Annotated in this window: 22 protein-coding genes; 13 read left to right on the plus strand and 9 right to left on the minus strand. The window is 66.5% G+C overall.

The window, feature by feature from the left end:
* Positions 1–127 precede the first annotated feature (127 nt).
* Positions 128–1180: an ABC transporter ATP-binding protein gene (locus WFK61_RS05460; RefSeq protein WP_336810532.1), complete on the minus strand. Its 1053-nt coding sequence runs from the start codon at positions 1178–1180 to the stop codon at positions 128–130.
* 240 nt (positions 1181–1420) lie between these two features.
* Between WFK61_RS05460 and WFK61_RS05465 the strand changes: the two genes are divergently transcribed.
* The 3 genes from WFK61_RS05465 to WFK61_RS05475 all read left to right on the plus strand — a co-directional run bounded on the left by WFK61_RS05465 (position 1421) and on the right by WFK61_RS05475 (position 4101).
* On the plus strand, positions 1421–2197 hold the full coding sequence (locus WFK61_RS05465; protein WP_336810533.1) for a FadR/GntR family transcriptional regulator: 777 nt from the start codon (positions 1421–1423) through the stop codon (positions 2195–2197).
* A gap of 150 nt (positions 2198–2347) precedes the next feature.
* Positions 2348–3322 (plus strand): 2-hydroxyacid dehydrogenase, encoded by a 975-nt coding sequence (locus WFK61_RS05470; RefSeq protein ID WP_442896265.1) that lies wholly within the window; start codon positions 2348–2350, stop codon positions 3320–3322.
* Positions 3307–4101 carry an AprI/Inh family metalloprotease inhibitor gene (locus WFK61_RS05475; RefSeq protein WP_336810534.1) on the plus strand — a complete coding sequence of 265 codons (795 nt, stop codon included), beginning with the start codon at positions 3307–3309 and terminating at the stop codon, positions 4099–4101. The genes WFK61_RS05470 and WFK61_RS05475 overlap by 16 nt, the downstream gene beginning before the upstream one ends.
* Positions 4102–4140: 39 nt before the next feature.
* Here the strand turns inward: WFK61_RS05475 and hppD are convergent, their stop codons facing one another.
* The gene (gene hppD / locus WFK61_RS05480; RefSeq protein WP_336810535.1) at positions 4141–5274 is read right to left on the minus strand and encodes a 4-hydroxyphenylpyruvate dioxygenase; all 1134 of its coding nucleotides are present in this window, start codon (positions 5272–5274) and stop codon (positions 4141–4143) included.
* A gap of 133 nt (positions 5275–5407) precedes the next feature.
* Here hppD and WFK61_RS05485 point away from each other — a divergent pair, with 133 nt between their 5' ends.
* The 6 genes from WFK61_RS05485 to WFK61_RS05510 all read left to right on the plus strand — a co-directional run bounded on the left by WFK61_RS05485 (position 5408) and on the right by WFK61_RS05510 (position 10425).
* On the plus strand, positions 5408–5878 hold the full coding sequence (locus WFK61_RS05485) for an Lrp/AsnC family transcriptional regulator (RefSeq protein ID WP_336810536.1): 471 nt from the start codon (positions 5408–5410) through the stop codon (positions 5876–5878).
* Between the two features lie 98 nt (positions 5879–5976).
* Entirely contained in the window at positions 5977–6861 is an 885-nt protein-coding gene (locus tag WFK61_RS05490) for a tellurite resistance TerB family protein (RefSeq protein WP_336810537.1), read from the plus strand.
* Positions 6862–7092: 231 nt separating this feature from the next.
* On the plus strand, positions 7093–7983 hold the full coding sequence (locus tag WFK61_RS05495) for a UbiA family prenyltransferase (protein ID WP_336810538.1): 891 nt from the start codon (positions 7093–7095) through the stop codon (positions 7981–7983).
* Entirely contained in the window at positions 7980–9293 is a 1314-nt protein-coding gene (locus WFK61_RS05500; RefSeq protein WP_336810539.1) for an FAD-binding oxidoreductase, read from the plus strand. The genes WFK61_RS05495 and WFK61_RS05500 overlap by 4 nt, the downstream gene beginning before the upstream one ends.
* Before the next feature lie 81 nt (positions 9294–9374).
* Positions 9375–10001: a TlpA family protein disulfide reductase gene (locus tag WFK61_RS05505; RefSeq protein WP_336810540.1), complete on the plus strand. Its 627-nt coding sequence runs from the start codon at positions 9375–9377 to the stop codon at positions 9999–10001.
* Between the two features lie 133 nt (positions 10002–10134).
* Positions 10135–10425, plus strand: a complete 291-nt coding sequence (locus tag WFK61_RS05510) for a hypothetical protein (RefSeq protein ID WP_336810541.1) — start codon at positions 10135–10137, stop codon at positions 10423–10425.
* A gap of 88 nt (positions 10426–10513) precedes the next feature.
* Here WFK61_RS05510 and WFK61_RS05515 read toward each other — a convergent pair whose 3' ends face one another.
* The 4 genes from WFK61_RS05515 to WFK61_RS05530 form a co-directional block, all read right to left on the minus strand.
* On the minus strand, positions 10514–11962 hold the full coding sequence (locus WFK61_RS05515) for an aspartate aminotransferase family protein (RefSeq protein ID WP_336810542.1): 1449 nt from the start codon (positions 11960–11962) through the stop codon (positions 10514–10516).
* Positions 11959–12963: an NAD-dependent epimerase/dehydratase family protein gene (locus WFK61_RS05520; protein ID WP_336810543.1), complete on the minus strand. Its 1005-nt coding sequence runs from the start codon at positions 12961–12963 to the stop codon at positions 11959–11961. Before WFK61_RS05520 ends, WFK61_RS05515 begins: the two co-directional genes overlap by 4 nt.
* Before the next feature lie 128 nt (positions 12964–13091).
* A complete protein-coding gene (locus tag WFK61_RS05525; protein ID WP_306223020.1) occupies positions 13092–13460 on the minus strand; it encodes a DMT family transporter in 369 nt (122 codons plus the stop codon).
* Between the two features lie 152 nt (positions 13461–13612).
* Complete coding sequence (locus WFK61_RS05530) at positions 13613–14932, minus strand: DUF3422 family protein (protein WP_442896266.1); 1320 nt, start codon at positions 14930–14932, stop codon at positions 13613–13615.
* Positions 14933–15078: 146 nt separating this feature from the next.
* Between WFK61_RS05530 and WFK61_RS05535 the strand changes: the two genes are divergently transcribed.
* The 3 genes from WFK61_RS05535 to WFK61_RS05545 all read left to right on the plus strand — a co-directional run bounded on the left by WFK61_RS05535 (position 15079) and on the right by WFK61_RS05545 (position 17721).
* Positions 15079–15714: a hypothetical protein gene (locus tag WFK61_RS05535; protein WP_336810545.1), complete on the plus strand. Its 636-nt coding sequence runs from the start codon at positions 15079–15081 to the stop codon at positions 15712–15714.
* A gap of 289 nt (positions 15715–16003) precedes the next feature.
* On the plus strand, positions 16004–16951 hold the full coding sequence (locus WFK61_RS05540; RefSeq protein WP_336810546.1) for an ABC transporter ATP-binding protein: 948 nt from the start codon (positions 16004–16006) through the stop codon (positions 16949–16951).
* Between the two features lie 8 nt (positions 16952–16959).
* Complete coding sequence (locus WFK61_RS05545) at positions 16960–17721, plus strand: ABC transporter permease (protein WP_336810823.1); 762 nt, start codon at positions 16960–16962, stop codon at positions 17719–17721.
* A 25-nt stretch (positions 17722–17746) separates the two neighbouring features.
* Here the strand turns inward: WFK61_RS05545 and WFK61_RS05550 are convergent, their stop codons facing one another.
* Positions 17747–18598 carry a class I SAM-dependent methyltransferase gene (locus tag WFK61_RS05550; RefSeq protein ID WP_336810547.1) on the minus strand — a complete coding sequence of 284 codons (852 nt, stop codon included), beginning with the start codon at positions 18596–18598 and terminating at the stop codon, positions 17747–17749.
* Positions 18599–18619: 21 nt separating this feature from the next.
* Positions 18620–19981 (minus strand): APC family permease, encoded by a 1362-nt coding sequence (locus WFK61_RS05555; protein WP_336810548.1) that lies wholly within the window; start codon positions 19979–19981, stop codon positions 18620–18622.
* Positions 19982–20177: 196 nt separating this feature from the next.
* On the opposite strand from WFK61_RS05555, the gene WFK61_RS05560 reads away from it, so the two are divergent.
* Complete coding sequence (locus WFK61_RS05560; RefSeq protein WP_336810549.1) at positions 20178–21797, plus strand: peptide chain release factor 3; 1620 nt, start codon at positions 20178–20180, stop codon at positions 21795–21797.
* Positions 21798–21935: 138 nt separating this feature from the next.
* Here the strand turns inward: WFK61_RS05560 and WFK61_RS05565 are convergent, their stop codons facing one another.
* Positions 21936–22412 carry an Lrp/AsnC family transcriptional regulator gene (locus WFK61_RS05565; protein ID WP_336810550.1) on the minus strand — a complete coding sequence of 159 codons (477 nt, stop codon included), beginning with the start codon at positions 22410–22412 and terminating at the stop codon, positions 21936–21938.
* Between the last annotated feature and the right edge of the window lie 98 nt (positions 22413–22510).

Consider the following 22510-nt stretch of genomic DNA (forward strand, 5'->3'; position numbering starts at 1 on the left):
GGCGGCGAATTTCTTGGAGCCGGGCCCGATCGGGGGAGAAAGAGGCTGATCGGGAAAGCCGGTTCAGAGTTCCGCGCCACGAACGCGCGGTTCGGCCGGGGCGCAGCGCAACCCGGCCGATGCTGCTCTAGATACGCTTGCCGGTCGCGGCGTCGAACAGATGCGTCACGCTGGTATCGGGCGTGATGCCGATCGTCTCGCCTGGCTTGGCCGAGATGCGCTCGCGGAAGATGCAGGTCAGGTCCTGCCCGCCGCAGCGGACGACGACCTGCGTCTCCGAGCCCATCGGCTCGACGACCGCCACCTCGGCCTTCAGGCCGTTGGGGTCGAGCCGGATATGCTCGGGCCGGATGCCCAGCACGGCGGACAATCCGTCCGAACCGACAGGATGCTTGCCGATCGGCCAGACCGTGCCGCCTTCGGTCTCGAAGCCGTTGCCGACGATCTTGCCCTTGAGCAGGTTCATCGAGGGCGAACCGATGAAGGCCGCGACGAAGAGATTGGCGGGGTTGTCGTAGAGATCGAGCGGGGCGCCCATCTGCTCGACGATGCCGTCATGCATCACGACGATCTTGTCGGCCATGGTCATGGCCTCGATCTGGTCGTGCGTGACATAGACCGTGGTGGTCTTCAGGCGCTGGTGCAGCTCCTTGATCTCGGTGCGCATCTGCACGCGCAGCTTGGCGTCGAGATTGGAGAGCGGCTCGTCGAACAGGAAGACCTGCGGATCGCGCACGATGGCGCGGCCCATCGCGACGCGCTGACGCTGGCCGCCCGAAAGCTGGCGCGGATAGCGGTCGAGCAGCTTGGTGAGACCCAGGATTTGCGCGGCCTTGTTGACGCGCTCGTCGATCTCGCTCTTCGGCGCCTTCCGGAGCTTCATCGAGAAGGCCATGTTGTCAGCGACCGTCATATGCGGATAGAGCGCATAGTTCTGGAACACCATGGCGATGTCGCGCTCCTTCGGCGGAACGTCGTTCACCACGCGCGGGCCGATCCTGATCTCGCCGCCCGAGATGTTCTCGAGCCCGGCGATCATGCGCAAAAGCGTCGACTTCCCGCAGCCCGAGGGGCCGACCAGGATGACGAACTCGCCGTCGTTGATGTCGATATCGACGCCGTGAATGACCTGCGTCGACCCGTAGGCCTTGCGCACATCGGCGATCTGGACTGAGGCCATGCCGTCCTTCCCTGCTTTCCGTTCCCTGGTCGCTCCGCCCGTCATGCAGGCGGCTCACGACCACAATCGGTTTCTTGTGACCGAATGATGAAACCGGATATCGCCTGTTGCCGGCGATTGTCTCCGTTCCAATCTGCGATAAAGTCATACGATAGAAGCGGGCCTGTCAAGCGCCGCCACGACCTCCGGGATGCCGCAATTTCAGGCTGGCCGGAGGCGCCCGAGGGAGGGGCACCAACGATGCGGGTACGCGACTTTTCGCGGCCGACCACGCTCAATCCGGACCGGCTTTTCGGCCAAGTCGCCCAGAAGCTCGCTGTCGCGGTCATCACCGGGCGCGTCCGGGCGGGCGAGGTCCTGCCGAACGAGGACGACCTGCGCTCCGAGATATCGGTCTCGCGCACGGCCTATCGCGAGGCAGTCAAGATCCTCACCGCCAAGGGGCTGGTCGAAGCCCGCCCGAAGAGCGGCACCCGCGCAGCGCCGCGCGAACGCTGGAACCTGCTCGACCCCGATGTCCTGTCCTGGCATTTCGAGGCCGATCCGAACGAGAAATTCATCCGCGATCTCTTCGAGTTGCGCCGCTTCGTCGAGCCCAGCGCGGCCCGCCTCGCCGCGCAGCGCCGCACCTCGGCCGATATCGCCCGCATCGAGGCGGCTTATCGCGGCATGGCCGATGGCGCGCCCTATGCCGAGGCGACGATCCGGGCCGATCTCGCCTTCCATGAAGCGATCTTCTCGGCCTGCCAGAATGCCGCCCTGCAATGCCTCTCCAGCGCGGTCATCGCCACGCTGCAATGGTCGTTGCTGCTGAAGACCGGCGACGAGGCCGCCTATATCGAGTCCCTGCCCGACCATGAGCATGTCCTGCTCGCCATCATCGACCGCGACGGCGATCTCGCCTCGGCCCGCATGGCCGGCCTCGTCATCGACAGCCTGAACACGACCCTGGCATCGCTCGGCACGCATGTCGCCACGGAGACTGGGAAAATCGCCAGAATAAAGCATACTAAATGATCACCTCGCTCCTATCGGCGAGGCGTGACCGGATAGCGCTCATGCGGCGGCGGGGCTATGTCTGCCCGGCAGGCCGCGTCATTTCATTTTAATCGATTCAGATCAGCCGAATCAACGACCTTCGCCACCACACCGACGGACAGCCCGACAATGACAATCTCCAACAAGCCCGAAATCGTCATGACCGGCCCGCTGATGGCCTATGCGGCCGACCAGCTCAAGGCACGCTTCACCGTCCACGAACTCTGGAAGGCGGCCGATCGTGCCGCGCTGCTGCGAGAGGTTGCGGACCGCGTGCGCGGTGTCGCCGCCGGCGGCGGCCACAACCGGGTCGACGGCGCGCTGTTCGACGCGCTGCCCAAGCTCGAGGTCATCTCCAGCTTCGGCGTCGGCTACGACCATGTCGACGCTGCCGAGGCCGGCCGCCGTGGGCTCATCGTCACCAACACGCCCGATGTCCTGACCGACGAGGTCGCCGATCTCGCTCTGGGCCTGCTGATCGCCACCGTCCGCCAGCTTCCGCAGGTCGATCGCTACCTGCGCGAAGGCAAGTGGCTGCAGGGCAATTATCCGCTCACCACCTCGCTGCGCGGGCGCAAGGTCGGCATTGTCGGCCTCGGCCGCATCGGCAAGGCGGTGGCGCAGCGCGTCGAGGCCTTCGGCCTGCCGGTCGTCTATCATGGCCGCTCGCGCCAGCCCGACGTCTCCTATCCCTACTACCCCTTGCTGGTGGACATGGCCGCCGATGTCGACACCCTGATCTCGGTCGCGCCGGGCGGCGCCTCGACCCATCACATCATCAATGCCGAGGTGCTGAAGGCGCTCGGCCCCAACGGCATCCTGGTGAATGTCGGTCGCGGCACCGTCGTCGACGAGCAGGCGCTGATCAAGGCGCTCAAGGAGAGGACCATCCTCTCCGCCGGCCTCGACGTGTTCGAGGACGAGCCGCGCGTCCCGGCCGAGCTGATCGCGATCGAGCATGCCGTGCTGCTGCCCCATGTCGGCTCGGCCTCGGCCCATACCCGCGAGGCGATGGGCCAGCTTCTGGTCGACAACATGGTTTCATGGTTCGATGGCAAGGGCCCGCTGACGCCCGTGTCGGAGACCCCATGGAAAAAGGCCTGATCCGCCGGCTGCTGCCGCTGTTGATCCTCGCCGCCGGCGCCCTGCCGGCGGCTGCCCAGACGGCGCCGCTGCCACGCGGCGCCGACAAGGCACCGGACGCGATCCGCCGCTGGCTCGGCGCCTGGGAGCTTGAGCTCGCCGGAGCGTCGCGCAGTTGCACCGTCACGCTGGGCGCAGAAGCCGCCGGCAACGCCCGTCAGCTCCGCTTTCCCGCAACCTGCCGACGCGCGCTGCCGATCCTCGACACCGCCGCCTCCTGGACCTTGGCCAGCAGCGGGCAGCCCCAGTTCATGGATGCCTCCGGCAAGGAGGTCATCGGCTTCCAGAAGGGCACGCTCGAGACCGGGCTCGACGGCAAGGGCAATGACGGCAAGGCCTATCGGCTGGCGTCGAAGGATCACCCGCGCGTCGCCCCTCAGTCGGCACAGAATCCCGCGGCGGCTGCGGCCCAGCGCGTGACTATCGTCGATCCCACGACCGCGCCCGCCGCCAATACCCTGCCGGGCCGCTATGTCCTGATGCGCCAGCAGAACCGCGAGGCCTGCCGCCTCGTGCTGTCGCCGGCCTCGGCCGATGGCCGCCAGCCCGCCGCTTTCGAAGGAATGTGCCCGGATACCGGGCTGACGATCTTCGACCCCGTCGGCTGGCGTTATGCCGGCGGGCGGCTGACGCTGGTCGCGCGTCGCGGCCACGGCACCGATCTCGTCTTCGAGAACGGCCAGTGGCGCAAGGACCCCGCTGTCGGCGCGCCGCTCATGATGCGCAAGCTGGCGCAATAAGCCGCATGGCCGGCTCAGCCGGCCATGCGGTCCGTTGGGTTATTCCGCAGCGGCCGGGCTCAGCACGCCCCGGCGAATCTGGTCTTCCTCGATCGATTCGAACAGCGCGCGGAAATTGCCCTCGCCGAAGCCGTCATCGCCCTTGCGCTGGATGAACTCGAAGAAGATCGGCCCGAGCACCGTGCCCGAGAAGATCTGCAGCAGCACCTTGCTCATCCGGCCCTGCTTTTCGCCGAGCGCGACCGCGCCCTCGCCGTCGATCAGGATGCCGTTCTCCTTGAGCCGCTCGACCGGCTCGCCATGGTTCGGCACGCGGGCATCGACCTTCTCGTAATAGGTCGCGGGCGGAGACGGCATGAAGGGCAAGCCGTTGCCGCGCAGGGCCTCGACGCTGGCATAGATGTCGCGCGAGCCCATCGCGACATGCTGGATGCCCTCGCCCTTGTACTGGCGCAGGTATTCCTCGATCTGGCTCTTGTCGTCGAGCGACTCGTTGATCGGGATGCGGATCTTGCCGCAGGGCGAGGTCAGCGCCCGCGAGATCAGGCCGGTCAGCTTGCCCTCGATATTGAAGAAGCGGATCTCGCGGAAATTGAACAGGTTGCCGTACCAGCCGGCCCAATGGTCCATGCGCCCGCGGATGACGTTATGGGTCAGGTGGTCGAGATAGTAGAGTCCGGCCTGCTCGGGATGCGGATCGCGCTCGCCGATCCACTCGAAATCGACATCCCAGATCGAGCCCTTCTCGCCGTAGCGATCGACGAAATAGAGCAGCGAGCCGCCAATGCCGCGCACGGCGGGGATCGCGAGCTCGCCCGGCCCGATGGCGCTTTCATATGGCTCAGCGCCGAGCGATACCGCCCGCTCGAAGGCGTGCTTGGCATCGACCACGCGGAAGGCCATGGCGCAGGCGCAAGGACCGTGCTCGGCCGCGAAGGCCTGGGCGAAGGAATCGGGCTCTGCATTGACGACGAAATTGACGTCACCCTGCCGGTAGAGCGTCACCTGCTTCGAGCGGTGGCGTGCGACCTTGGTGAAGCCCATCGTCTCGAAGAGAGCACCGAGCTTCTCCGGCTCGGGATGGGCGTATTCGACGAACTCGAAACCGTCGGTGCCCATCGGGTTGGCGGCCGAGATCGCGGGCGGGGCGGCATCGTGCGGAAACGGACCCATTGGCATTCCTCCTGTCTGCTCTCATCGGGATGGCCAATGATCGCGCAGTTACGAGGCGCGTTGCGTGCAAACTTGCATTATTTCTAAATTTCAATGCACTATTCGTGCACATATTGCTCCATGGATGCATGACATGGCCACGCTCGACACTCTCGACTGGCGCCTTCTGGACGCCCTCCAGAACGACGCCTCCCTGACCAACGCCGCCCTGGCCGAGACGGTCGGTCTCTCGGCGAGCCAGGTCTCGCGCCGGCGACAGCGATTGGAGCAGGAGGGCGTGATCCGTGGCTATCGCGCCGCGCTGGAGCCCTCCGCCGTCGGCCTCGGCGTCATCGTCTTCATCCATGTCGCGCTCGACACGCATTCGCGCGACAATGCCCGCCGCTTCCGCGATCTCGTGCGCCTGACGCCCGCGATCCTCGAAGCCCACGCCCTGACCGGCGAGGCGGACTATCTGCTGAAGGTCGCGGTCGGCGACCTCAAGGCGCTCGCACGCCTCGTCAACGAAACCCTGATGCCGCATGAAAGCGTCGCCCGCGTCCGCTCGGAGATCGCGCTGGAGACCCTGAAGGAGCCCGGCGTGCTGCCATTGCCGATGACGTAAGCGCGCAGCTGTGCAAAATCGCGCCTTGGTCACGCCGTTTTCATACGGCTGATCAAACTCGACTGCGCGGCATGAGCGCCGCCAACAGGAGGAACGACATGTTCAACGCCAAATCCCTGCTCGACGCCCTGATCAGCGCCGGCAGCCAGGCAGGCGGACAGGCGGGGCAGCAAGGCGGTCTCGGCGGCATGCTCGGCGGATTGGCCGATCAGGTCCAGCGCTCGGGCGGCCTCGGCGGGCTCGCCGGGCAGATCCTGACCCAGGCGACGCAGGGGCTGGGCGACGCAGCGCGCCAGACAGGTGTGCAGCAGGGCGCCGGCGATGCGCTCGGCCGGGTCACCGGCGGCCGGACGCCGGATCAGCTGATTGAGCAGGCCAAGGGCATGTTCAACAGCAATCCGGCGATCGCCACCGCCGTGCTCGGCGGCCTCGGTGCCCTTGTCTTCGGCACCAGCACCGGCCGCTCCGTTGCCGGTTCGGCGGCCAAGCTCGGCGGGCTCGCCCTGATCGGCGGCCTCGCTTACAAGGCCTATCAGAATTATCAGGCCGGCAAGCCGCTGCTCAACGCTACCCAGCAGGAGGTTCTGCCGGCGCCGGCCGGTACCGGCTTCGAGCCGCAGGCCGCGACCGAGGCCACCGCCCTCGTCTTCATCCGCGCCATGATCGCGGCGGCCGCCGCCGACGGCCATATCGATGCGGAAGAGCAGAGCGCCATCCTCGGCGGCCTGAAGGAGGCCGGCCTCGAGCAGGAGGCGCATGCGTGGCTGGCGAAGGAAATGGCGAAGCCGGCTTCGATCGACGCGCTGGTCGAGGCGGCCGAGAGCCCGGAACTCGCCGCGCAGATCTACACGGCGGCGCGCATCGCCATCAATCCGGACAACGCGGCCGAGAAGGACTTCCTGGCCGGGCTCGCCGGCTCGCTCGGCCTCGATGCCGAGTTGGTCGCGAATATCGACGCCGCCGCCAGCGCTGCCAAGGTCTGAGCCGCGCCGGCCATCTCTCTGACGGTGCCCGGTCCCGGGCGCCGTCCCCTCCGGCTTTCGCGAAGTGCGGAAGCCGGGCGTTAAGCATGGCATTGAAATCACTGCCCGTTTCGACGTCACATGCACCCGCGCTTAGGATTCTTCGTCCGATAACGCCCGCGCCGGTTGAGCCGGCGGTCGGGTTCCGCGCAGCGGAGGCCGGCCCATGTCTTGGGGGAGACGGGTCGAACGATGTCTGTGACCGCTATGATCAGGGCGATGCGGCCGCACCACTGGCTCAAGAACGGCCTCGTCTTCGTCCCGATCCTGCTCAACCACGACGCATTCGATCCGAACGCGCTCTGGCTCGGCCTGATCGCCTTCGTCGCCTTCAGCCTCATCGCCTCCGCGATCTATCTCCTCAACGACATCAAGGATGTCGAGGCTGACCGGCGCCATCCGACCAAGTGCAAGCGTCCGCTTGCCGCCGGCGAGATCACCGCGGCACAGGCCTATGCCGCCGTGCCCATCCTGCTCGTCGCAGCCTTCTCGCTGGTGCTGCTCGTCCCGCAGCCGCAGCCCTTCCTGCTCTCGCTGCTGGCCTATCTCTTCCTGGCGCTGGCCTACCTGCTCTTCCTCAAGCGCAAGCTCTTGGTCGACGTGCTCGGGCTTGCCGCCATGCACACGCTGCGCATCCTCGCTGGCAACGCTGCCGCCGCGATTCCCGTCTCGTCCTGGCTGCTCGCCTTCGCGATGTTCCTCTTCCTCAGCCTCGCGCTGGTGAAGCGCTATGCCGAACTGCGCCTGACCCAGGACCAGTCCGGGCTGAAGAAGGCGGGGCGCGGCTACCACGCCGAGGATATCGAGGCCCTGTCCCAACTCGGCATGGCCTCGGGCTGCACCTGCGCGCTGATCATGGCGCTCTATGTCGACAGCGCCAATGTGAAGCAGCTCTACAGCCAGCCGAAGCTGATCTGGCTGATCTGCCCGATCATCCTCTACCAGATGGCCCGGATCTGGTTCCTGGCCCGTCGCGGCCAGATGCCGGATGATCCGCTGGTCTTCATGATCCGCGACTGGCGCAGCCAGTTCATGGGGCTGCTCGTGGTCCTGATCATGGTCGCGGCGACATTCCTGCCGTGACCGCCCCCCTGACGGACTTCCGGTCCTGGGGCGGGCTTGCAGCGCGCGGCAGCACGATCGTCGATGCCCGCGACTGGCTCGACGCGCCCCATCGCCCGCGCCGCCCGCTCCTCGCCTATGGCAACGGGCGCTCCTATGGCGATTCCTGCCTCAATGACGGCGGAACGCTGATCGACGCGCGCGGCCTCGACGACATCCTCGCCTTCGACCGCGAGACGGGCCTGATCACCTGCGGCGCCGGCCTCATGCTCGACCGCCTGCTTGAGATCGTGGTGCCCGCCGGCTGGTTTCCGCCGGTCACGCCCGGCACGGCTTTCGTCACCATCGGCGGCGCGCTCGCCAACGACGTCCATGGCAAGAACCATCACAGCGCCGGCACCTTCGGCAGCCATGTCCGCGCCTTCGAGCTCGTTCGCTCGGACGGGCAGCGCCTGATCTGTGCGCCGGACCTGAACGGCGAGCTCTTCGCCGCGACCATCGGCGGCTTCGGCCTGACCGGCCTGGTGACGCAGGTGACGCTCCAATTGATGCCGATCGCCTCGGCCGAGATGGCGCAGGAGGTCCTGCCCTTCGGCAATCTCGACGGCTTCTTCGACATCGCCAACGCCTCCGACGCCACGCATGACTATACGGTGGCCTGGATCGACTCGCTGGCCAGCGGTCGCGATTTCGGCCGCGGCATCTTCTTCCGGGCCAACCATGCCCCGGCGTCCGATGAGCCGCCGCCTCGCCAGGCGCGCGCCCTGCCCTTTCCGCTGAAGCCACCCATCCCGTTGATCAACCGCGTGACGCTCGGCGCGTTCAACTGGCTCTACCGCAACAGCCAGCCGCGCGACGGTATCGAACGCCGCGTGCCCTATCGGCCGTTCTTCTATCCGCTCGACCGCATCCATGACTGGAACCGGGCCTATGGTCCGAAGGGCCTGCGCCAGTTCCAATGCGCGATCCCGCCCGAGAACGCGGCCGAGACCGTCGCGGAGATGCTGCGGCAGACATTGGCTGCCGGCGAGGCCTCCTTCCTGACGGTGCTGAAGCTCTTCGGCGACAAGCCCTCGCCCGGCCTGATGTCCTTCCCCATGCCGGGCGCGACGCTGACGCTGGATTTCCCCAATCGCGGCGAGCGGACAGAGCGCTTGCTGACCCGCCTCGACAGCCTCGCGATCGCCGCCGGCGGCCGGGTGAATCCCTACAAGGATGCCCGCATGTCCTCAGCGACATTCGCGGCCTCCTTCCCGCACTGGCGCGACTTCGCTGCTCATATCGATCCGGGCTTCTCCTCGGATTTCTGGCGGCGGGTCACGGCACCATGATCGCGGGCTGCGGCATCACGGCCCGGTGAGGCGGGCACGATACCGGTTCCCCGGCCCCTACAGGGCTGCTAGCTGCGGTTCATGACGACGCCTGAGAAAGACCAGCCGGCATCGGCCCGGAATCCCACTTTTTCGCCGACACGCCGCGAAGCCCTCGCCCTCACCCTGCTTGCCCCGCTGGCCGCGACGCCGGCCGCAGCCCGGCAGCCGCCGCGCTTCGCCGGACCAAGCTCGCAATTCATCCAGATCGATCCGCCAGAAGAGGCGGGCTCCCTCGTTCTCACCGACCTCGCCGGCAAGACCCGCCCGCTCTCCGCCTATCGCGGCAAGGCGGTGCTCCTGAATTTCTGGGCAAGCTGGTGCCCGCCTTGCCGACGCGAACTGCCGATCCTGCGGCGGCTGCAGGCCAGAGCCGCCCGCGAGCCCTTCGTCGTCGTCCCCGTCTCGCTCGATAAATCCGTGGTGACCGTCAGAGCCTATCTCGACCGGCTCGGCCTCGCCGATCTCACGACCTTCATCGATGCCGAAGGGATGGTGGCCTCGGGCCCGAAATCGGCAAAGCCCACGCCCTTCCCGCTCTACGGCATGCCGATGACCTATCTGCTCGACCGCGAGGCGCGCAGCGTCGGCTATCTCGTCGGCGAAGCGGATTGGACGAGCCCGGAAGGGCTGGAATTGCTGCGCTTCCATGGGCGGGCGTCAGGCTGATCGCACCTGTGCTTCAGGCGATCCGAGCCGCTCTGAAAAAATCTCACGTCGCCTTTGAACCCGTCCGCCGCGGCCTGCGACCAATGAGCATGAAGAGCGAAACCTTCGCTCTCGCAGAGATCGGGAGACGAGCATGACGACGTTCCGCAAGACCGTGACCGCGACCCTCGCGGCCCTCACCCTGGCCACCACCTTCGCGGCTTCCGGCGCCGAGGCGCGGCCGCGCTGGCACCGGGGCTATGGCTGGGGCGCCGGAGCCGGTGTCGTCGGCGCGCTCGCCGCGGGCGCCATCATCGCCGGCGCCACCCGCCCCGCTTATGGCTACGGCTACTACGATGGCCCCGTCCGCTCCTGCGACATGGTCGAGCGCTTCGACCGCTGGGGCAACGTCATCGGCTACCGCCGGGTGTGCGGCTACTACTGAGCTTTTCTGGAAGACCCCTGTTTCGAGACCCCTGACTCAAAAGGCCGGCTTACGCCGGCCTCTTTTTTGTTGTCGCAGAGCGAACCGCTCAGCCCTTGGCGGCGGCGACCTTGCGCAGATAGCCGGTGACGATGCCGGTGACGCCGCGCGACAGGATATCCTCGAAGGCCGCGAGGAACTGGTCGCACTGCTCGCGCGTCACGATCAATGGCGGCTCCAGCCGGATCACGTTGCGGTTGTACTCGGTGAAGGCGACGAGCACGTCGTGCTCCTTCAGCAGGAGCGCGCCGACGAAGCCGCAGAGCGAGCCCTTCAGCTTGTCGTCGAGCAGCGCGACCATGTGCTTCAGCCCGAAGGGCATGGTCTCGCTGATATCCTGGAACTCGACGCCGATCATCAGGCCGCGCCCGCGGATTTCCTTGAGCAGGGTCGGGTACTTGGCGCGCAGGCCGTTCAGCTTCTCGATCAGGTAGTCGCCCTGGCGCTGGGCATTGCCCATCAGGTCCTCGTCATAGAGGACGTTGAGGGCCTCGATCGACGAAACGCAGGCCTCGCCCATGCCGCCGAAGGTGGCTTGCGCATGGATCAGCGCGCTCTTCGGCTTGCCATAGGCCTTCATGTAGATTTCGCGCCGCGCGATCATCGCGCCCATCGCGGCCTTGGAGCCGCCGAGCGCCTTGGCGAGTGCGGTGACGTCCGGCACCACCCCGTCCCGCTCGAAGGCGAAGAACTGGCCGGTGCGGCCGAGCCCGCACTGCACCTCGTCGGCGACCCAGAGCACGCCATGCTTGTCGCAGAGCGCGCGCAATTCGCGCCAGAAGCCCTCGGGCGCCTCGACGATGCCGCCACCGCCCTGGATCGTCTCCATCACGACGATGCCGATCGACGGGTCGCTCTCCAGCGCCTGCCGGACCGCGTTGATGTCGCCGAAGGGCACCTTGACCCGGTTCTCGACCAGCTTGAACTGCGACTGGTAGAGCGTCGAATCCGTGACCGAGAGCACGCCCTTGGTCTTGCCGTGGAACGAGTTCGCAGCGTGCAGGATCTTGGACTTCTCCGGACCCTGCGCCTGCTCGGCGACCTTCAGCGCCGCCTCCATCGCCTCCGAGCCGGTCGAGCCGAGGAAGACCATGTCGAGATCGCCCGGAGCGATGGTGGCGAGGTTCTTCGCCAGCGCCGAGGCATATTGCGACATGAAGGCCATGCAGATCTCATGGCGGTTCTCGTCCTGGAACTTCTGCCGGGCCGCAACGATGCGCGGATGATTGTGGCCGAAGGCGACCGAGCAGAAACCGCCGAAGAAATCGAGGATCTTGCGGCCGTCCCTGGTGATGTAGTGCATGCCCTCGGCGCGATCGACGAGGATCTTGTCGAAGCCGAGCAGCTTCAGGAAGTGGAGCTGGCCGGGGTTGATATGGGCTGCGAAGAGCTCCTTCACCTGCGCGGCGTCGAGCTGCTTGGCGGCTTCCACGCTGATCAGTTGCGGCCGGGCGGCGGTCATCGGGGCATCCTCAGGCTTGAAGGCGGGCATGCTCATGCGGCGAGGCTCCTCTCAGCCTGTTTCGGGCCATCCTTGGCCTTGCGGTATTCGGTATAGGCGGCAAGCAGCATGTCCTCGTCGCGGTATTGCGGCGCCCAGCCGAGTTCGCGCTTGGCCTTGGAGGTGTCGAGGATGCAGATCTCGTCGGCGATCTTGTACTGCTCGGGGTCCATGATCGGCAGGTTGATCGCGTCCAGCGTGTCCAGCGTCAGCTTCACCAGCGAGGCCGGTGTCGGCAGCAGGATCGATTTCGAGCCGGCATGCTTGATCAGGTCGCCGAGCAGCTTGCGCACCGGCGGCGGATCGTCAGAGCCGAGATTATAGGCCTCGTTCGGGAAGCCCGCCTTCCAGGCCGCGACGCAGGCGCTGGCGCAGTCGAAGACCGAGATGAACTGGTAGGGGTTCTTACCTGAGCCGATCATCGGCACCGGCAGGTTCATGTCGATCAGCTTGAACAGCTTGACGAGGATACCGAGTCGCCCCGGCCCGATGATCAGGCGCGGCCGGAAGATCGGGATGCGGAAGCCCTTGGCGCGGTATTCCTCGGCAAGGCGCTCGGTCGCAAGCTTGCTCTCGCCGTATTCGCCGAGCGGATGGGCCGGATGCGTCTCGTCCTGCGGCACCGTCACCGAATGGCCGTAGATCATGTCGGTGGTGAAATGGACGAGCCGGTTGGCGCCGTTCTTCTCCATCCACGACAGGATGTACTGCGTGCCGTGATAGTTCACCGGCCAGAAGAACTCATGCCGCTCGGCCCGGGTCACGATCGGCGAGAGCATCTTGGCCGAGAGATTGTAGACGAGGTCTTCCGGCGCCAGCGGGATCGTGTCCACGCTCTCGGCCTGCGTCACGTCGATCTTCAGGAACGGCACCTTGGCGTAATGCGCGTGGCCGCTCTGGTGAATGTCCGCGACCAGCACCTCCTCGCCCATGGCGGAGAGATCAGCCGCCAGATGCGAGCCGACGAAGCCGTCGCCGCCGATGATGATGTGCTTCATCGCGTCACCTCCGGTCGACGGGCAGGCGGGGATGGCGGTTGCGCACCGGCACCGGCTGCGGCACGACCGGCGGCTCGAGTAGGGCGCCGAGGCGCAGGAACAGGCGTACGATCAGGTCCATGTTTCCCTCAGCTTTGTGCGATGAAGATGGTGCCGAGGACGATGAAGCCGATGCCGGCGATGCGCATCGCGCTTAGGTCCTCGTGGAAGACGAAATAGGCGTAAGCCGCGACCACGACATAGGCGAGGCTCAGGAACGGGTAGGCGTAGCTGATCTGCACTTTGGAGAGCACGATCAGGTGCGAGGCCATGCTGATGACGAAGGTGCACAGGCCCGCGAAGACGAAGGGATTGAAGACGACGCGGAACACCGTGGCGATCAGCCCGTCACCGGCGACATCGAGCGAACCGACGCCGGTCATGCCGCGCTTCAGCATCAGTTGCGCGGCCGCGTTCGTCAGCACCGTGAACAGGATCAGGGGAAGATAGGCATTCATGGTGGCGCTTGCCGGCTCCGCATGGCTTCGTCGCCACCGGGATGCAGCCGAAATTACTTCAAATGCCTTAGGGACCGGCGCCGGCTTGCTTCTAGCGTTAAGGCTCTACTGACGGGATCGCAGAAAATCGCCCGTGCCTCTTCAGTCCTTGCTCAGTTCTCGTGGTGTCCGCGCCGGATGCGCCTGACCGCAAGCCACACTCCGGCCAGCGCCACCGGCACGAACAGCGCCATCGCGATGCCGGTATCCGGCATCGGCCAGCCGGCTTCCTTGGCGCCCTTGGCGAGATAGCCGAACAGGCTGACGACGTAATAGGCGATGGCCGCGACCGACAGGCCCTCGACCGTATGCTGCAGCCGCAACTGCAGCCGCGTGCGCTCGTTCATGGCCGCAAGCAGGTCGCGGTTCTGCTGCTCCAGCGCGACATCGACGCGGGTGCGCAAGAGGTTGGAAGCCCGCCCCAGATTACGCGAGAGATCGGCCAGCCGCCCGACCAGCATCTGGCAGGTCCGCATCGCCGGCGCCATCCGCCGCGACAGGAAGGCGGAGATCGTCGGCCAGCCCTCATGCGGTTGCTCGCCGATCGCGGCCAGGCGCTGCTGTACGATGTCGCTATAGGCACGGCTGGCGCCGAAACGGTAGCCGGCGACGGTCGCTTCCGCCTGGAGCCGCGCCGCGAGCGCGGTCATCTCGTCGAGCAGGGCATTGTCGGCGGCGAGCCCGTCGGTCCGCGTCATCGTGCTGGCGATCCGCACCAGCGCCTCCTCCGTCGATTTCACGAAAGGCGCGATGCGATGGGCCTCCGGCAGGCCGAGCAAAGCCAGCGTCCGATAGGTCTCGATCTCCAGCAGCCGCTGCGCGAGCGCCCCCGCCTGCGCCGGCGTCAGCGAGCGGTCCCGCACCAGGATGCGCACGAACCCGTCGGCACAGGCCCGGAAATCCGTCGCCGCCATCGCCGCGCCGCCATCCACCGAGACCACTGCGAGGCTGGACGCATCGAACAGCCGGTCGAAGGCCTCGGTCGGCCGCTCGACGACCAGATGCAGGTCGACCGAGACCAGATGCGGCCCCGGCTGCGGCAATTCGAGCATCGGCTGCGGCAGCATCGCGGGCGGCGGCTCGAAGGGCTGGCCGCCATTCGCCGGCAGCTCCCAGCTATAGGTGGTGAATTCGCTATGCTGCTCCCAGCGCAGGCCGGTGTCGTTGAGCCGGGCGCGATGATGCTTCGCTCCCTCCGATGGCCCGGCGACGCCGCGCTCGGCACAGAAGCGCGCCAGCGCAGCGCGATCCGCCGCAGCCTGCTCGGCATCGGTCAGGAAGGCGAAATGCAGGACGCGGCTCGGCGTCGCCATTGGTGCGAAAGGGCGGGCATGGACCTCGCCCAGGATCAGGCCGCGATCGGGATGGGCGATCAGCCGCGACGGCGCCGGCTGTGGCACCTGAATCGCATTAGCATGACCCGCGTCTTCCATTGCCGCCCCCGCCCTGGACGAAGCCAGCTTGCCTTAGGTCATCCGATGCGCCAACACGCTGCGACGTCGCAGGGGCCGGCGCTGCTGCCATCGCTTGTCGCGCCCGGCCCGGATGCTGACGACGATCAAGCTCGGCGAGCCATCCCATGCCCCTTCCCAATCGCGTCAGGCCCGATGGCACGCTCTTCGCCGATCCGGCGCGCGGCACGTTCTATGGCAACCGTGGCGGCCGCTTTCACGATCCGTCGACGCATGAGGTGCCTAGCCGGCTTCAGGCGACGCATCACTGGCTTTGCTGCGTGCTCTCCTTCAAGGGCCGCAAGCGCAAGGTCTGGGGCCGCGGCTACACCGAGCTGTTCTTCTGCGACGAGGTGACGGCGCTCGCGGCGGGCCATCGCCCCTGCATGGAATGCCGGCGCCCGGATGCGCTCGCCTATCGCGAGGCGCTGGTGCGAGGCCTCGGCCTGCCCGAGACGCCGCTCTTTCCCGATCTCGACCGCATCCTTGATGCCGACCGTCGCGACGGCCGGATGAAGCGCACGCGCCGGCTGCCGGCGGAGCGATTGCCCGATGGCGCGATGCTGCGATCGGAGGATGGCGCAGCTTTCCTGGCGCTGCGCGGAGCCTCCGCTCTGCTCTGGTCGCCCGGAGGTTATGTCGAGCGACAAAAGCGCCCGACAGGCACCGTGACCGTGCTCACGCCCCCTGCCACGCTCGCCGCGCTGGAGCAGGGCTATCGCCCGCAATGGCATCCGAGTGCGGAGGCTTTCAGCGCAGCCTGACGGCCCGCGGGCAGGAACTTTCTCCCTCGGACGGGCGTTGCCACGGCATCATCGTTCCGAATTGGGGGCTGACACATGCGTTCGATCATTCTGTGGCTCGTGGGCGTTCCGATCCCGGTCATCATCCTGTTGTGGTTCTTCATGAAGTAGCGTCCGGTTGCGTCGCGTGGAGAAGGCCGGGCCCTGCGCCCGGCCTTTTCGTTTGGGTACGCTTCCCGCCATGAACTGACAGGCGATCATGCTTTCCGGGCATGACCCTGCCATCGCAACCACGCAACGGCTGCCCTATATGCCGCCCATGTCAGACACGACCTCGCCGATCATCTCGGTCTCCGGCCTCTCCAAGACCTACGCCTCCGGCTTCAGCGCGCTGAAATCGGTCGATCTCGCCATCCGGCGCGGCGAGATCTTCGCCTTGCTCGGCCCCAACGGCGCCGGCAAGACCACGCTGATCAGCATCATCTGCGGTCTCGTCCGGCCGAGCACCGGCACGGTCACGGCCGACGGGCACGACATCCTCACGGACTATCGCGCCGCCCGCTCGGCGATCGGCCTCGTGCCGCAGGAACTGACGACCGACGCCTTCGAGACGGTGTGGTCGACCGTGAATTTCAGCCGCGGTCTTTTCGGCAAGCCGCGCGATCCCGCCCTGATCGAGCGCATCCTGAAAGACCTCTCGCTCTGGGAGAAGAAGGACAGCCAGATCCGCATGCTCTCGGGCGGCATGAAGCGGCGCGTCATGATCGCCAAGGCGCTCTCGCACGAGCCGCGTATCCTCTTCCTCGACGAGCCGACCGCCGGCGTCGATGTCGAGCTCCGCCAGGACATGTGGCGCATGGTCCGCCGCCTTCGCGACGAGGGCGTCACCATCATCCTGACAACCCACTACATCGAAGAGGCCGAGGAGATGGCAGACCGCGTCGGCGTCATCTCCAAGGGCGAGATCATCCTGGTCGAGGAGAAGGCCGAGCTGATGCGCAAGCTCGGCAAGAAGCAGCTTTCGCTCCAGCTCCAGCAGCCGATCGCGGCGGTGCCGGAGGCGCTGGCGAGCTTCGACCTCAGGCTTTCCACCGCCGGCGACGAGATCGTCTACACCTACGATACCCAGGCCGAGCGCACCGGCATCACCACCTTGCTGCAGGGCCTCGCCGAGGCCGGCATCCGCTTCCGCGACCTCAGCACCAGCCAGAGCTCGCTCGAGGACATCTTCGTCAGCCTGGTCAAGGAGCGCCGCTGATGACCGGCCTGAACCTGCACGCCATCGCCGCGATCTACCGCTTCGAGATGGCCCGCACCTGGCGCACCCCGCTCCAGAGCATCGTCTCGCCCGTGCTCTCGACCTCGCTCTATTTCATCGTCTTCGGCGGCGCGATCGGCTCGCGCATGCAATCGGTCGAGGGCGTGCCCTATGGCGCCTTCATCGTGCCCGGCCTGATCATGCTCTCGCTCCTGACGCAGAGCATCGCGAACGCCTCCTTCGCGATCTATTTCCCGAAATTCACCGGCACGATCTACGAATTGCTCTCCGCCCCCGTCGCCTGGTGGGAGGCCGTGATCGCCTATGTCGGCGCCGCCGCGACCAAGTCGATCCTGCTCGGGCTCATCATCCTGCTGACGGCCGCCTTCTTCGTGCCGCTCAGGATCGAGCATCCGGCGATGATGCTGCTCTTCCTCGTGCTGACGGCGACGACCTTCAGCCTGTTCGGCTTCATCATCGGCATCTGGGCCGACGGCTTCGAGAAATTGCAGGTCATCCCGCTGCTGATCGTGACGCCGCTGGCCTTCCTCGGCGGGTCCTTCTACTCGATCTCGATGCTGCCGCCCTTCTGGCAGACGGTGACGCTGTTCAACCCGGTGGTCTACCTGATCAGCGGCTTCCGCTGGAGCTTCTACGGGCTCGCCGATGTCAGCCTCGCCGTCAGCCTGGGCATGACCTTGTTCTTCCTCGCCGCCTGCATCGCCACCGTCGGCTGGATCTTCAAGACGGGCTACCGGCTCAAGAACTGAGCCGGCAGTCCCGCCTCGCGCTCCTTCAGCTGCTGGAGCGCATCGCCTGCCAGTCCAGCTTGGCGCCGGCCGCTTCGCTGCTGCCGGTCATGCGGTCGTTCTCGACGCGCCCGGTATAGCTGCGCCCGCCGGCCGTGAAGCTGATCTCTCCGCCCTTCATCCGGGCTTCCGCGATCGGCTGCGCCTTGCCCGCGACCGTCAGAGTCCCCGAGAGCTTCTGGAAACTCTGCGCCAGCTTCAGCTCGCCATCGCCGAGGCGCCAGGTGCCCGCCACCTTGGCCGGGACGACCCAGTGATAGGCGCGGCAATAGCTCGAGCAGTTCTCGGCGACGACCGCGGTCTCATCCGGCTCCCAATCATCCATCATGAAGGTGTTGGAGACGACGCGGGTCCCCGGCTTCATGTTCAGGATCGTCGGCCGCAGCTTGAGATTGAGCTCCGGCAGCAGGAACAGCGTCAGCACCGTCGCATCGGAGAAATTGGTCTCGAAGATGTCGCCCTCGACGAAGCGCGCCTTGTCGGTCACGCCCTCGGCCTCCGCGGTACGCTTCGACAGCGTCACCAGATCGGGATTGTATTCGATGCCCAGCGCGCGCACGCCGCGCTTGGCCGCCGAGATCACGGTGCGTCCGTCGCCCGAGCCGAGATCGATCAGGTAGTCGTCCTTGGTCAGCCTGGCCATCTGGAACATGCGATCGATCAGAATTTGCTGGGTCGGCACCCAGACGACATCCTTGCCGGGCTGGCCCGAACGCGGCACGTAATCGGGGACGGCGCTCGGGTCCTTCGTCGCCTGGACGGGCTGGGCCTGGACGGCCAGCGGCGCCAGCAGGCCGATGGCGCAAGCGGCAGTGAGGATGCGAACGATCTTCATCATGTCTCTCCTGTCAGGCGGTCGTTACTTCAGCGGGGCAGGCGCGGCATCTGCGGGCAAGGCGGCTTCGGGCTCCCGGCGGCGGAACAGCAGCAGCGGCAGGCCGGCCAGCACCACGGCGAGGCCGACGAGGGCGCCCTTGCCCGTGTAAGCAAGGCTCGCATGCAGCATGTAGGCGCAAGCGAGGCAGAACAGGGCCGGCGTCAGCGGATAGAGCGGCACCTTGAAGGGCAGCGCCCGGCCGGGCTCGCGCCAGCGCAGGATCGGCAGGGCGAGCCCCACCAGCAGCAGGAAGGCCCAGAACACCGGCGCGCTGTAATCGACCATCGCCTGGAAGCCGTCGCGGCTCGCCGCGCCCAGCCCAACGAGCAGCATGGCGACGGCGCCTTGCAGCAGGAGGCCATTGGCCGGAGCCCGCCCGCGCTCGTCCCATTCCCCGACGCGCGGCAGCAAGGTGAGGTCCCGCGCCATCGCGAAATAGACGCGCGCGCCGGTGAAGATCGTGGCGTTCAGGGTCGAGAGCGCCGCGACGACGATCGCGAGGCTGACGATCAGCGCGCCCGGCTCACCTGCGACACGCCGCATCATGTCGGCGGCGACCGCCTCCGAACTGCGCAAGCCGTCGAGGCCGAGGATCGCGAGCAGCGCCAGATTGGCGAGCACATAGATGGCGATCAGGATCAGCGTGCCGATCGTCAGCACCTTCACCATGTTGCGAGCGGGGTCCTTGAGCTCGCCCGAGAGATAGGACGCTTCCGACCAGCCGCCATAGGTCAGGAGCACGAAGACCATGGCGAGCCCGATCGCCGCCGATGCCGGCGCGGGCGCGGCCGCCTGCACCGGCGCCTCCCCGCCGCCGAACAGCCCGAGCAGGATGATCGCCCCGAGCGCACCGACCTCGACGAAGGTCATCACGATCTGCATCGTCTTGCTCTGGGTCGTGCCGATGACATTGAGCGCGGTGAGAGCCACGATGGAGAGCCCCGCATAGATCGCCGGTCCCATCGGTCCGATCGGCGCGATCTGCGCCGCGTAGTCGCCAAGCACGAAGGCGACGGCCGCGATGGCGCCGGTCTGGATCACGGTCCCGCGCGCCCAGCCGAACAGCATTGCGACCGGCCGGCCATAGGCGCGGGTCAGGAAATGATATTCGCCGCCGGCATGGGGGTGGGCGGCGGCAAGCTCGGCATAGCAGAGCGCGCCGATCAGCGTGACGATGCCACCCGCAATCCAGACCCCGATGAAGGCGGCTTCACTGCCGGCATTGGCCGCGACGATCGCCGGCGTCTTGAAGATCCCGATCCCGACGACGATGCCGACCATGATCGTCACGGCATCGAAAACGGACAAGGTCGGCTGCGGCTCGGCCTTCGCGGCTGCGGGCATTCAGTCCCCCTCGGCTGGCATGGAGTCGTACGACGGAAGTCGGATCGGAGAATGCGGCGGGAATGGCGGTTGTTCCGCTCACAAACCGGTCGGCAATGCTCACGGAACCGTGAGCGGGGCGTGATTGCGCGTGTTGCCCGGCGCGCAAGCCGAGAATGATTGACTTCCCCCGCCTCATCCTGTCTTCACACCGGCCATGACCGATCTTTCGACCCTTCAGGCCCCGGTGGCCGAGGCGCCGCATGCGCGCCGGCGCACCTTCGCCATCATCTCGCACCCGGACGCGGGCAAGACGACGCTGACCGAGAAGCTGCTCTATTTCGGCGGCGCCATTCAGCTCGCCGGCGAAGTGCGCGCCAAGCAGGGCCGCCGCCAGACCTCCTCGGACTGGATGAAGATCGAGCGCCAGCGCGGCATCTCGGTCGTCACCTCGGTGATGACCTTCGAATATGGCGGCCACGTCTTCAACCTGCTCGACACGCCCGGCCACGAAGACTTCTCGGAAGACACCTACCGCACGCTGACCGCCGTCGATGCCGCCGTCATGGTGATCGACGCCGCCAAGGGCATCGAGGATCGCACCAAGAAGCTGTTCGAGGTCTGCCGTCTCAGAGACATCCCGATCGTCACCTTCATCAACAAGGTCGACCGCGAGACGCGCGATCCTTTCGACCTGATCAACGAGATCGAGACCACGCTCGCGCTCGACGTCGCGCCGATGACCTGGCCGGTCGGCCGCGGCCGCGAATTCGTCGGCACCTACGATCTCAAGGCCAATACCTTCCGCCGCAACCAGAAGGGCGACGAGCGCGCCGAGGACCGCCAGGTCTCCGGCTGGGACGATCCGCTCTTCGACGAATTGCTGCCGCATGGCGCCGCCGAGACCTGGCGCGAGGAGGTCTTCCTCGCGGCCGAGGGCCTGAAGCCGTTCGATCTTCAGGCCTTCCGCGAGGGCCATCTGACCCCGCTCTATTTCGGCGCGGCTTTGCGCGACTATGGCGTGCGCGACCTGATCGATGCGCTCGGCGCCTATGCCCCGAGCCCGCGCGCGCAACTCGCCGACAAGCGCCCGATCGAGGCGGATGAGCCGAAGATGACCGGCTTCGTCTTCAAGATCCAGGCGAACATGGACCCAAACCATCGCGACCGCATCGCCTTCATGCGCATCTGCTCGGGCAAGTTGACGCGCGGCATGAAGGCGAAGCTCGTTCGCACCGGCAAGCCGATGCCGCTCAACGCGCCGCAATTCTTCTTCGCCCGCGACCGCTCGATCGCCGAGGAGGCCTTCGCCGGCGACATCGTCGGCCTGCCCAACCACGGCACGCTGCGCATCGGCGACACGCTGACCGAGGGCGAAGACATCGTCTTCAAGGGCGTGCCGAGCTTCGCCCCGGAAATCCTGCGCCGCGTCAAGCTGAAGGATGCGATGAAGGCCAAGAAGCTGCGCGAAGCCCTGCAGCAGATGGCCGAGGAAGGCGTCGTCCAGCTCTTCCTGCCGCATGACGGCGCGCCCGCCATCGTCGGCGTCGTCGGCGCCCTCCAGCTCGACGTGCTCAAGGAGCGCATGGACGCAGAATACTCGCTGCCGGTCGATTTCGAGCCCTGCCAGTTCTCGATCGCCCGCTGGGTCTCATCGGACGACAAGGTCGCGCTGCAGAAATTCGTCGGCCTCAAGCCCTCGGCCATGGCCGACGATCTCGACGGCGATCCGGTCTTCATGGCGTCCAGCCAGTTCACGCTGAAATACGATGCCGAGCGCGCGCCCGACATCACCTTCTCGGACGTGAAGGACTATCAGAAGGTCACGAAGGCCTGAGGCCGGGCCTCCTCGCCGTCATGCTCGCCCTTGTGGCGAGCATCCACGCCTTGAACATTGCGCTCGTCCAGCGAAGACGTGGATGGTCGGGACAAGCCCGACCATGACGGAGCACCAGTTCCTGTAAAGCCGCCCAGGTCATCCCTCCCCCGCGAAACCCAGCGGGATCGCCGAGGTCGATTTCAGTTCCTCCATCGCGAACATCGAGGTCACGTCGCTGAGGTCGATGCGCGAGATCAGCTTCTTGTAGAGCGCGTCATAGGCCGCGATATCGGCGACATAGGCCTTGAGCAGATAATCGATTTCGCCGCTCATCCGGTAGAAATCGACGATCTCGGGCAGGTCGTGCACCGCCTGGTGGAAGCGCTCCAGCCACTCCATCGAATGGCGCGCCGTCTTGACCGCGATGAAGACCGTCACGCCGGCCTTGAGCTTCTCGCGGTCGAGCAGGGCGACGCGGCGCTTGATATAGCCGCCCTCCTCCAGCTTCTGCACCCGCCGCCAGCAGGGCGAGGACGACAGCCCGACCGCCTCGGCGAGTTCGGCGAGCGGCAGGCTCGCATCCTCCTGCAACCGCGCCAGGATGCGCAGGTCGAAAGCATCGAGCTTGGCCATGACCCTCCACCGAATTCAGAATCAGCTTCCTTCCTGAAGAATGAAGCGGAGAGAAATTTCCACATATCATCACATGAAGGGCAAGGGATTCCAATCGG

The organism is Allobosea sp. MMO-172 (assembly GCF_037147855.1).
Classification (GTDB): domain Bacteria; phylum Pseudomonadota; class Alphaproteobacteria; order Rhizobiales; family Beijerinckiaceae; genus Allobosea.

Bases quoted from the DNA above. Each gene is read 5' to 3' on its own strand.
- WFK61_RS05460 (WP_336810532.1), bottom strand. From the start codon at position 1,180: ATGGCCTCAGTCCAGATCGCCGATGTGCGCAAGGCCTACGGGTCGACG.
- WFK61_RS05465 (WP_336810533.1), top strand. From the start codon at position 1,421: ATGCGGGTACGCGACTTTTCGCGGCCGACCACGCTCAATCCGGACCGG.
- WFK61_RS05470 (WP_442896265.1), top strand. From the start codon at position 2,348: ATGACAATCTCCAACAAGCCCGAAATCGTCATGACCGGCCCGCTGATG.
- WFK61_RS05475 (WP_336810534.1), top strand. From the start codon at position 3,307: ATGGAAAAAGGCCTGATCCGCCGGCTGCTGCCGCTGTTGATCCTCGCC.
- hppD (WP_336810535.1), bottom strand. From the start codon at position 5,274: ATGGGTCCGTTTCCGCACGATGCCGCCCCGCCCGCGATCTCGGCCGCC.
- WFK61_RS05485 (WP_336810536.1), top strand. From the start codon at position 5,408: ATGGCCACGCTCGACACTCTCGACTGGCGCCTTCTGGACGCCCTCCAG.
- WFK61_RS05490 (WP_336810537.1), top strand. From the start codon at position 5,977: ATGTTCAACGCCAAATCCCTGCTCGACGCCCTGATCAGCGCCGGCAGC.
- WFK61_RS05495 (WP_336810538.1), top strand. From the start codon at position 7,093: ATGTCTGTGACCGCTATGATCAGGGCGATGCGGCCGCACCACTGGCTC.
- WFK61_RS05505 (WP_336810540.1), top strand. From the start codon at position 9,375: ATGACGACGCCTGAGAAAGACCAGCCGGCATCGGCCCGGAATCCCACT.
- WFK61_RS05510 (WP_336810541.1), top strand. From the start codon at position 10,135: ATGACGACGTTCCGCAAGACCGTGACCGCGACCCTCGCGGCCCTCACC.
- WFK61_RS05515 (WP_336810542.1), bottom strand. From the start codon at position 11,962: ATGAGCATGCCCGCCTTCAAGCCTGAGGATGCCCCGATGACCGCCGCC.
- WFK61_RS05520 (WP_336810543.1), bottom strand. From the start codon at position 12,963: ATGAAGCACATCATCATCGGCGGCGACGGCTTCGTCGGCTCGCATCTG.
- WFK61_RS05525 (WP_306223020.1), bottom strand. From the start codon at position 13,460: ATGAATGCCTATCTTCCCCTGATCCTGTTCACGGTGCTGACGAACGCG.
- WFK61_RS05530 (WP_442896266.1), bottom strand. From the start codon at position 14,932: ATGGAAGACGCGGGTCATGCTAATGCGATTCAGGTGCCACAGCCGGCG.
- WFK61_RS05535 (WP_336810545.1), top strand. From the start codon at position 15,079: ATGCCCCTTCCCAATCGCGTCAGGCCCGATGGCACGCTCTTCGCCGAT.
- WFK61_RS05540 (WP_336810546.1), top strand. From the start codon at position 16,004: ATGCCGCCCATGTCAGACACGACCTCGCCGATCATCTCGGTCTCCGGC.
- WFK61_RS05550 (WP_336810547.1), bottom strand. From the start codon at position 18,598: ATGATGAAGATCGTTCGCATCCTCACTGCCGCTTGCGCCATCGGCCTG.
- WFK61_RS05555 (WP_336810548.1), bottom strand. From the start codon at position 19,981: ATGCCCGCAGCCGCGAAGGCCGAGCCGCAGCCGACCTTGTCCGTTTTC.
- WFK61_RS05560 (WP_336810549.1), top strand. From the start codon at position 20,178: ATGACCGATCTTTCGACCCTTCAGGCCCCGGTGGCCGAGGCGCCGCAT.
- WFK61_RS05565 (WP_336810550.1), bottom strand. From the start codon at position 22,412: ATGGCCAAGCTCGATGCTTTCGACCTGCGCATCCTGGCGCGGTTGCAG.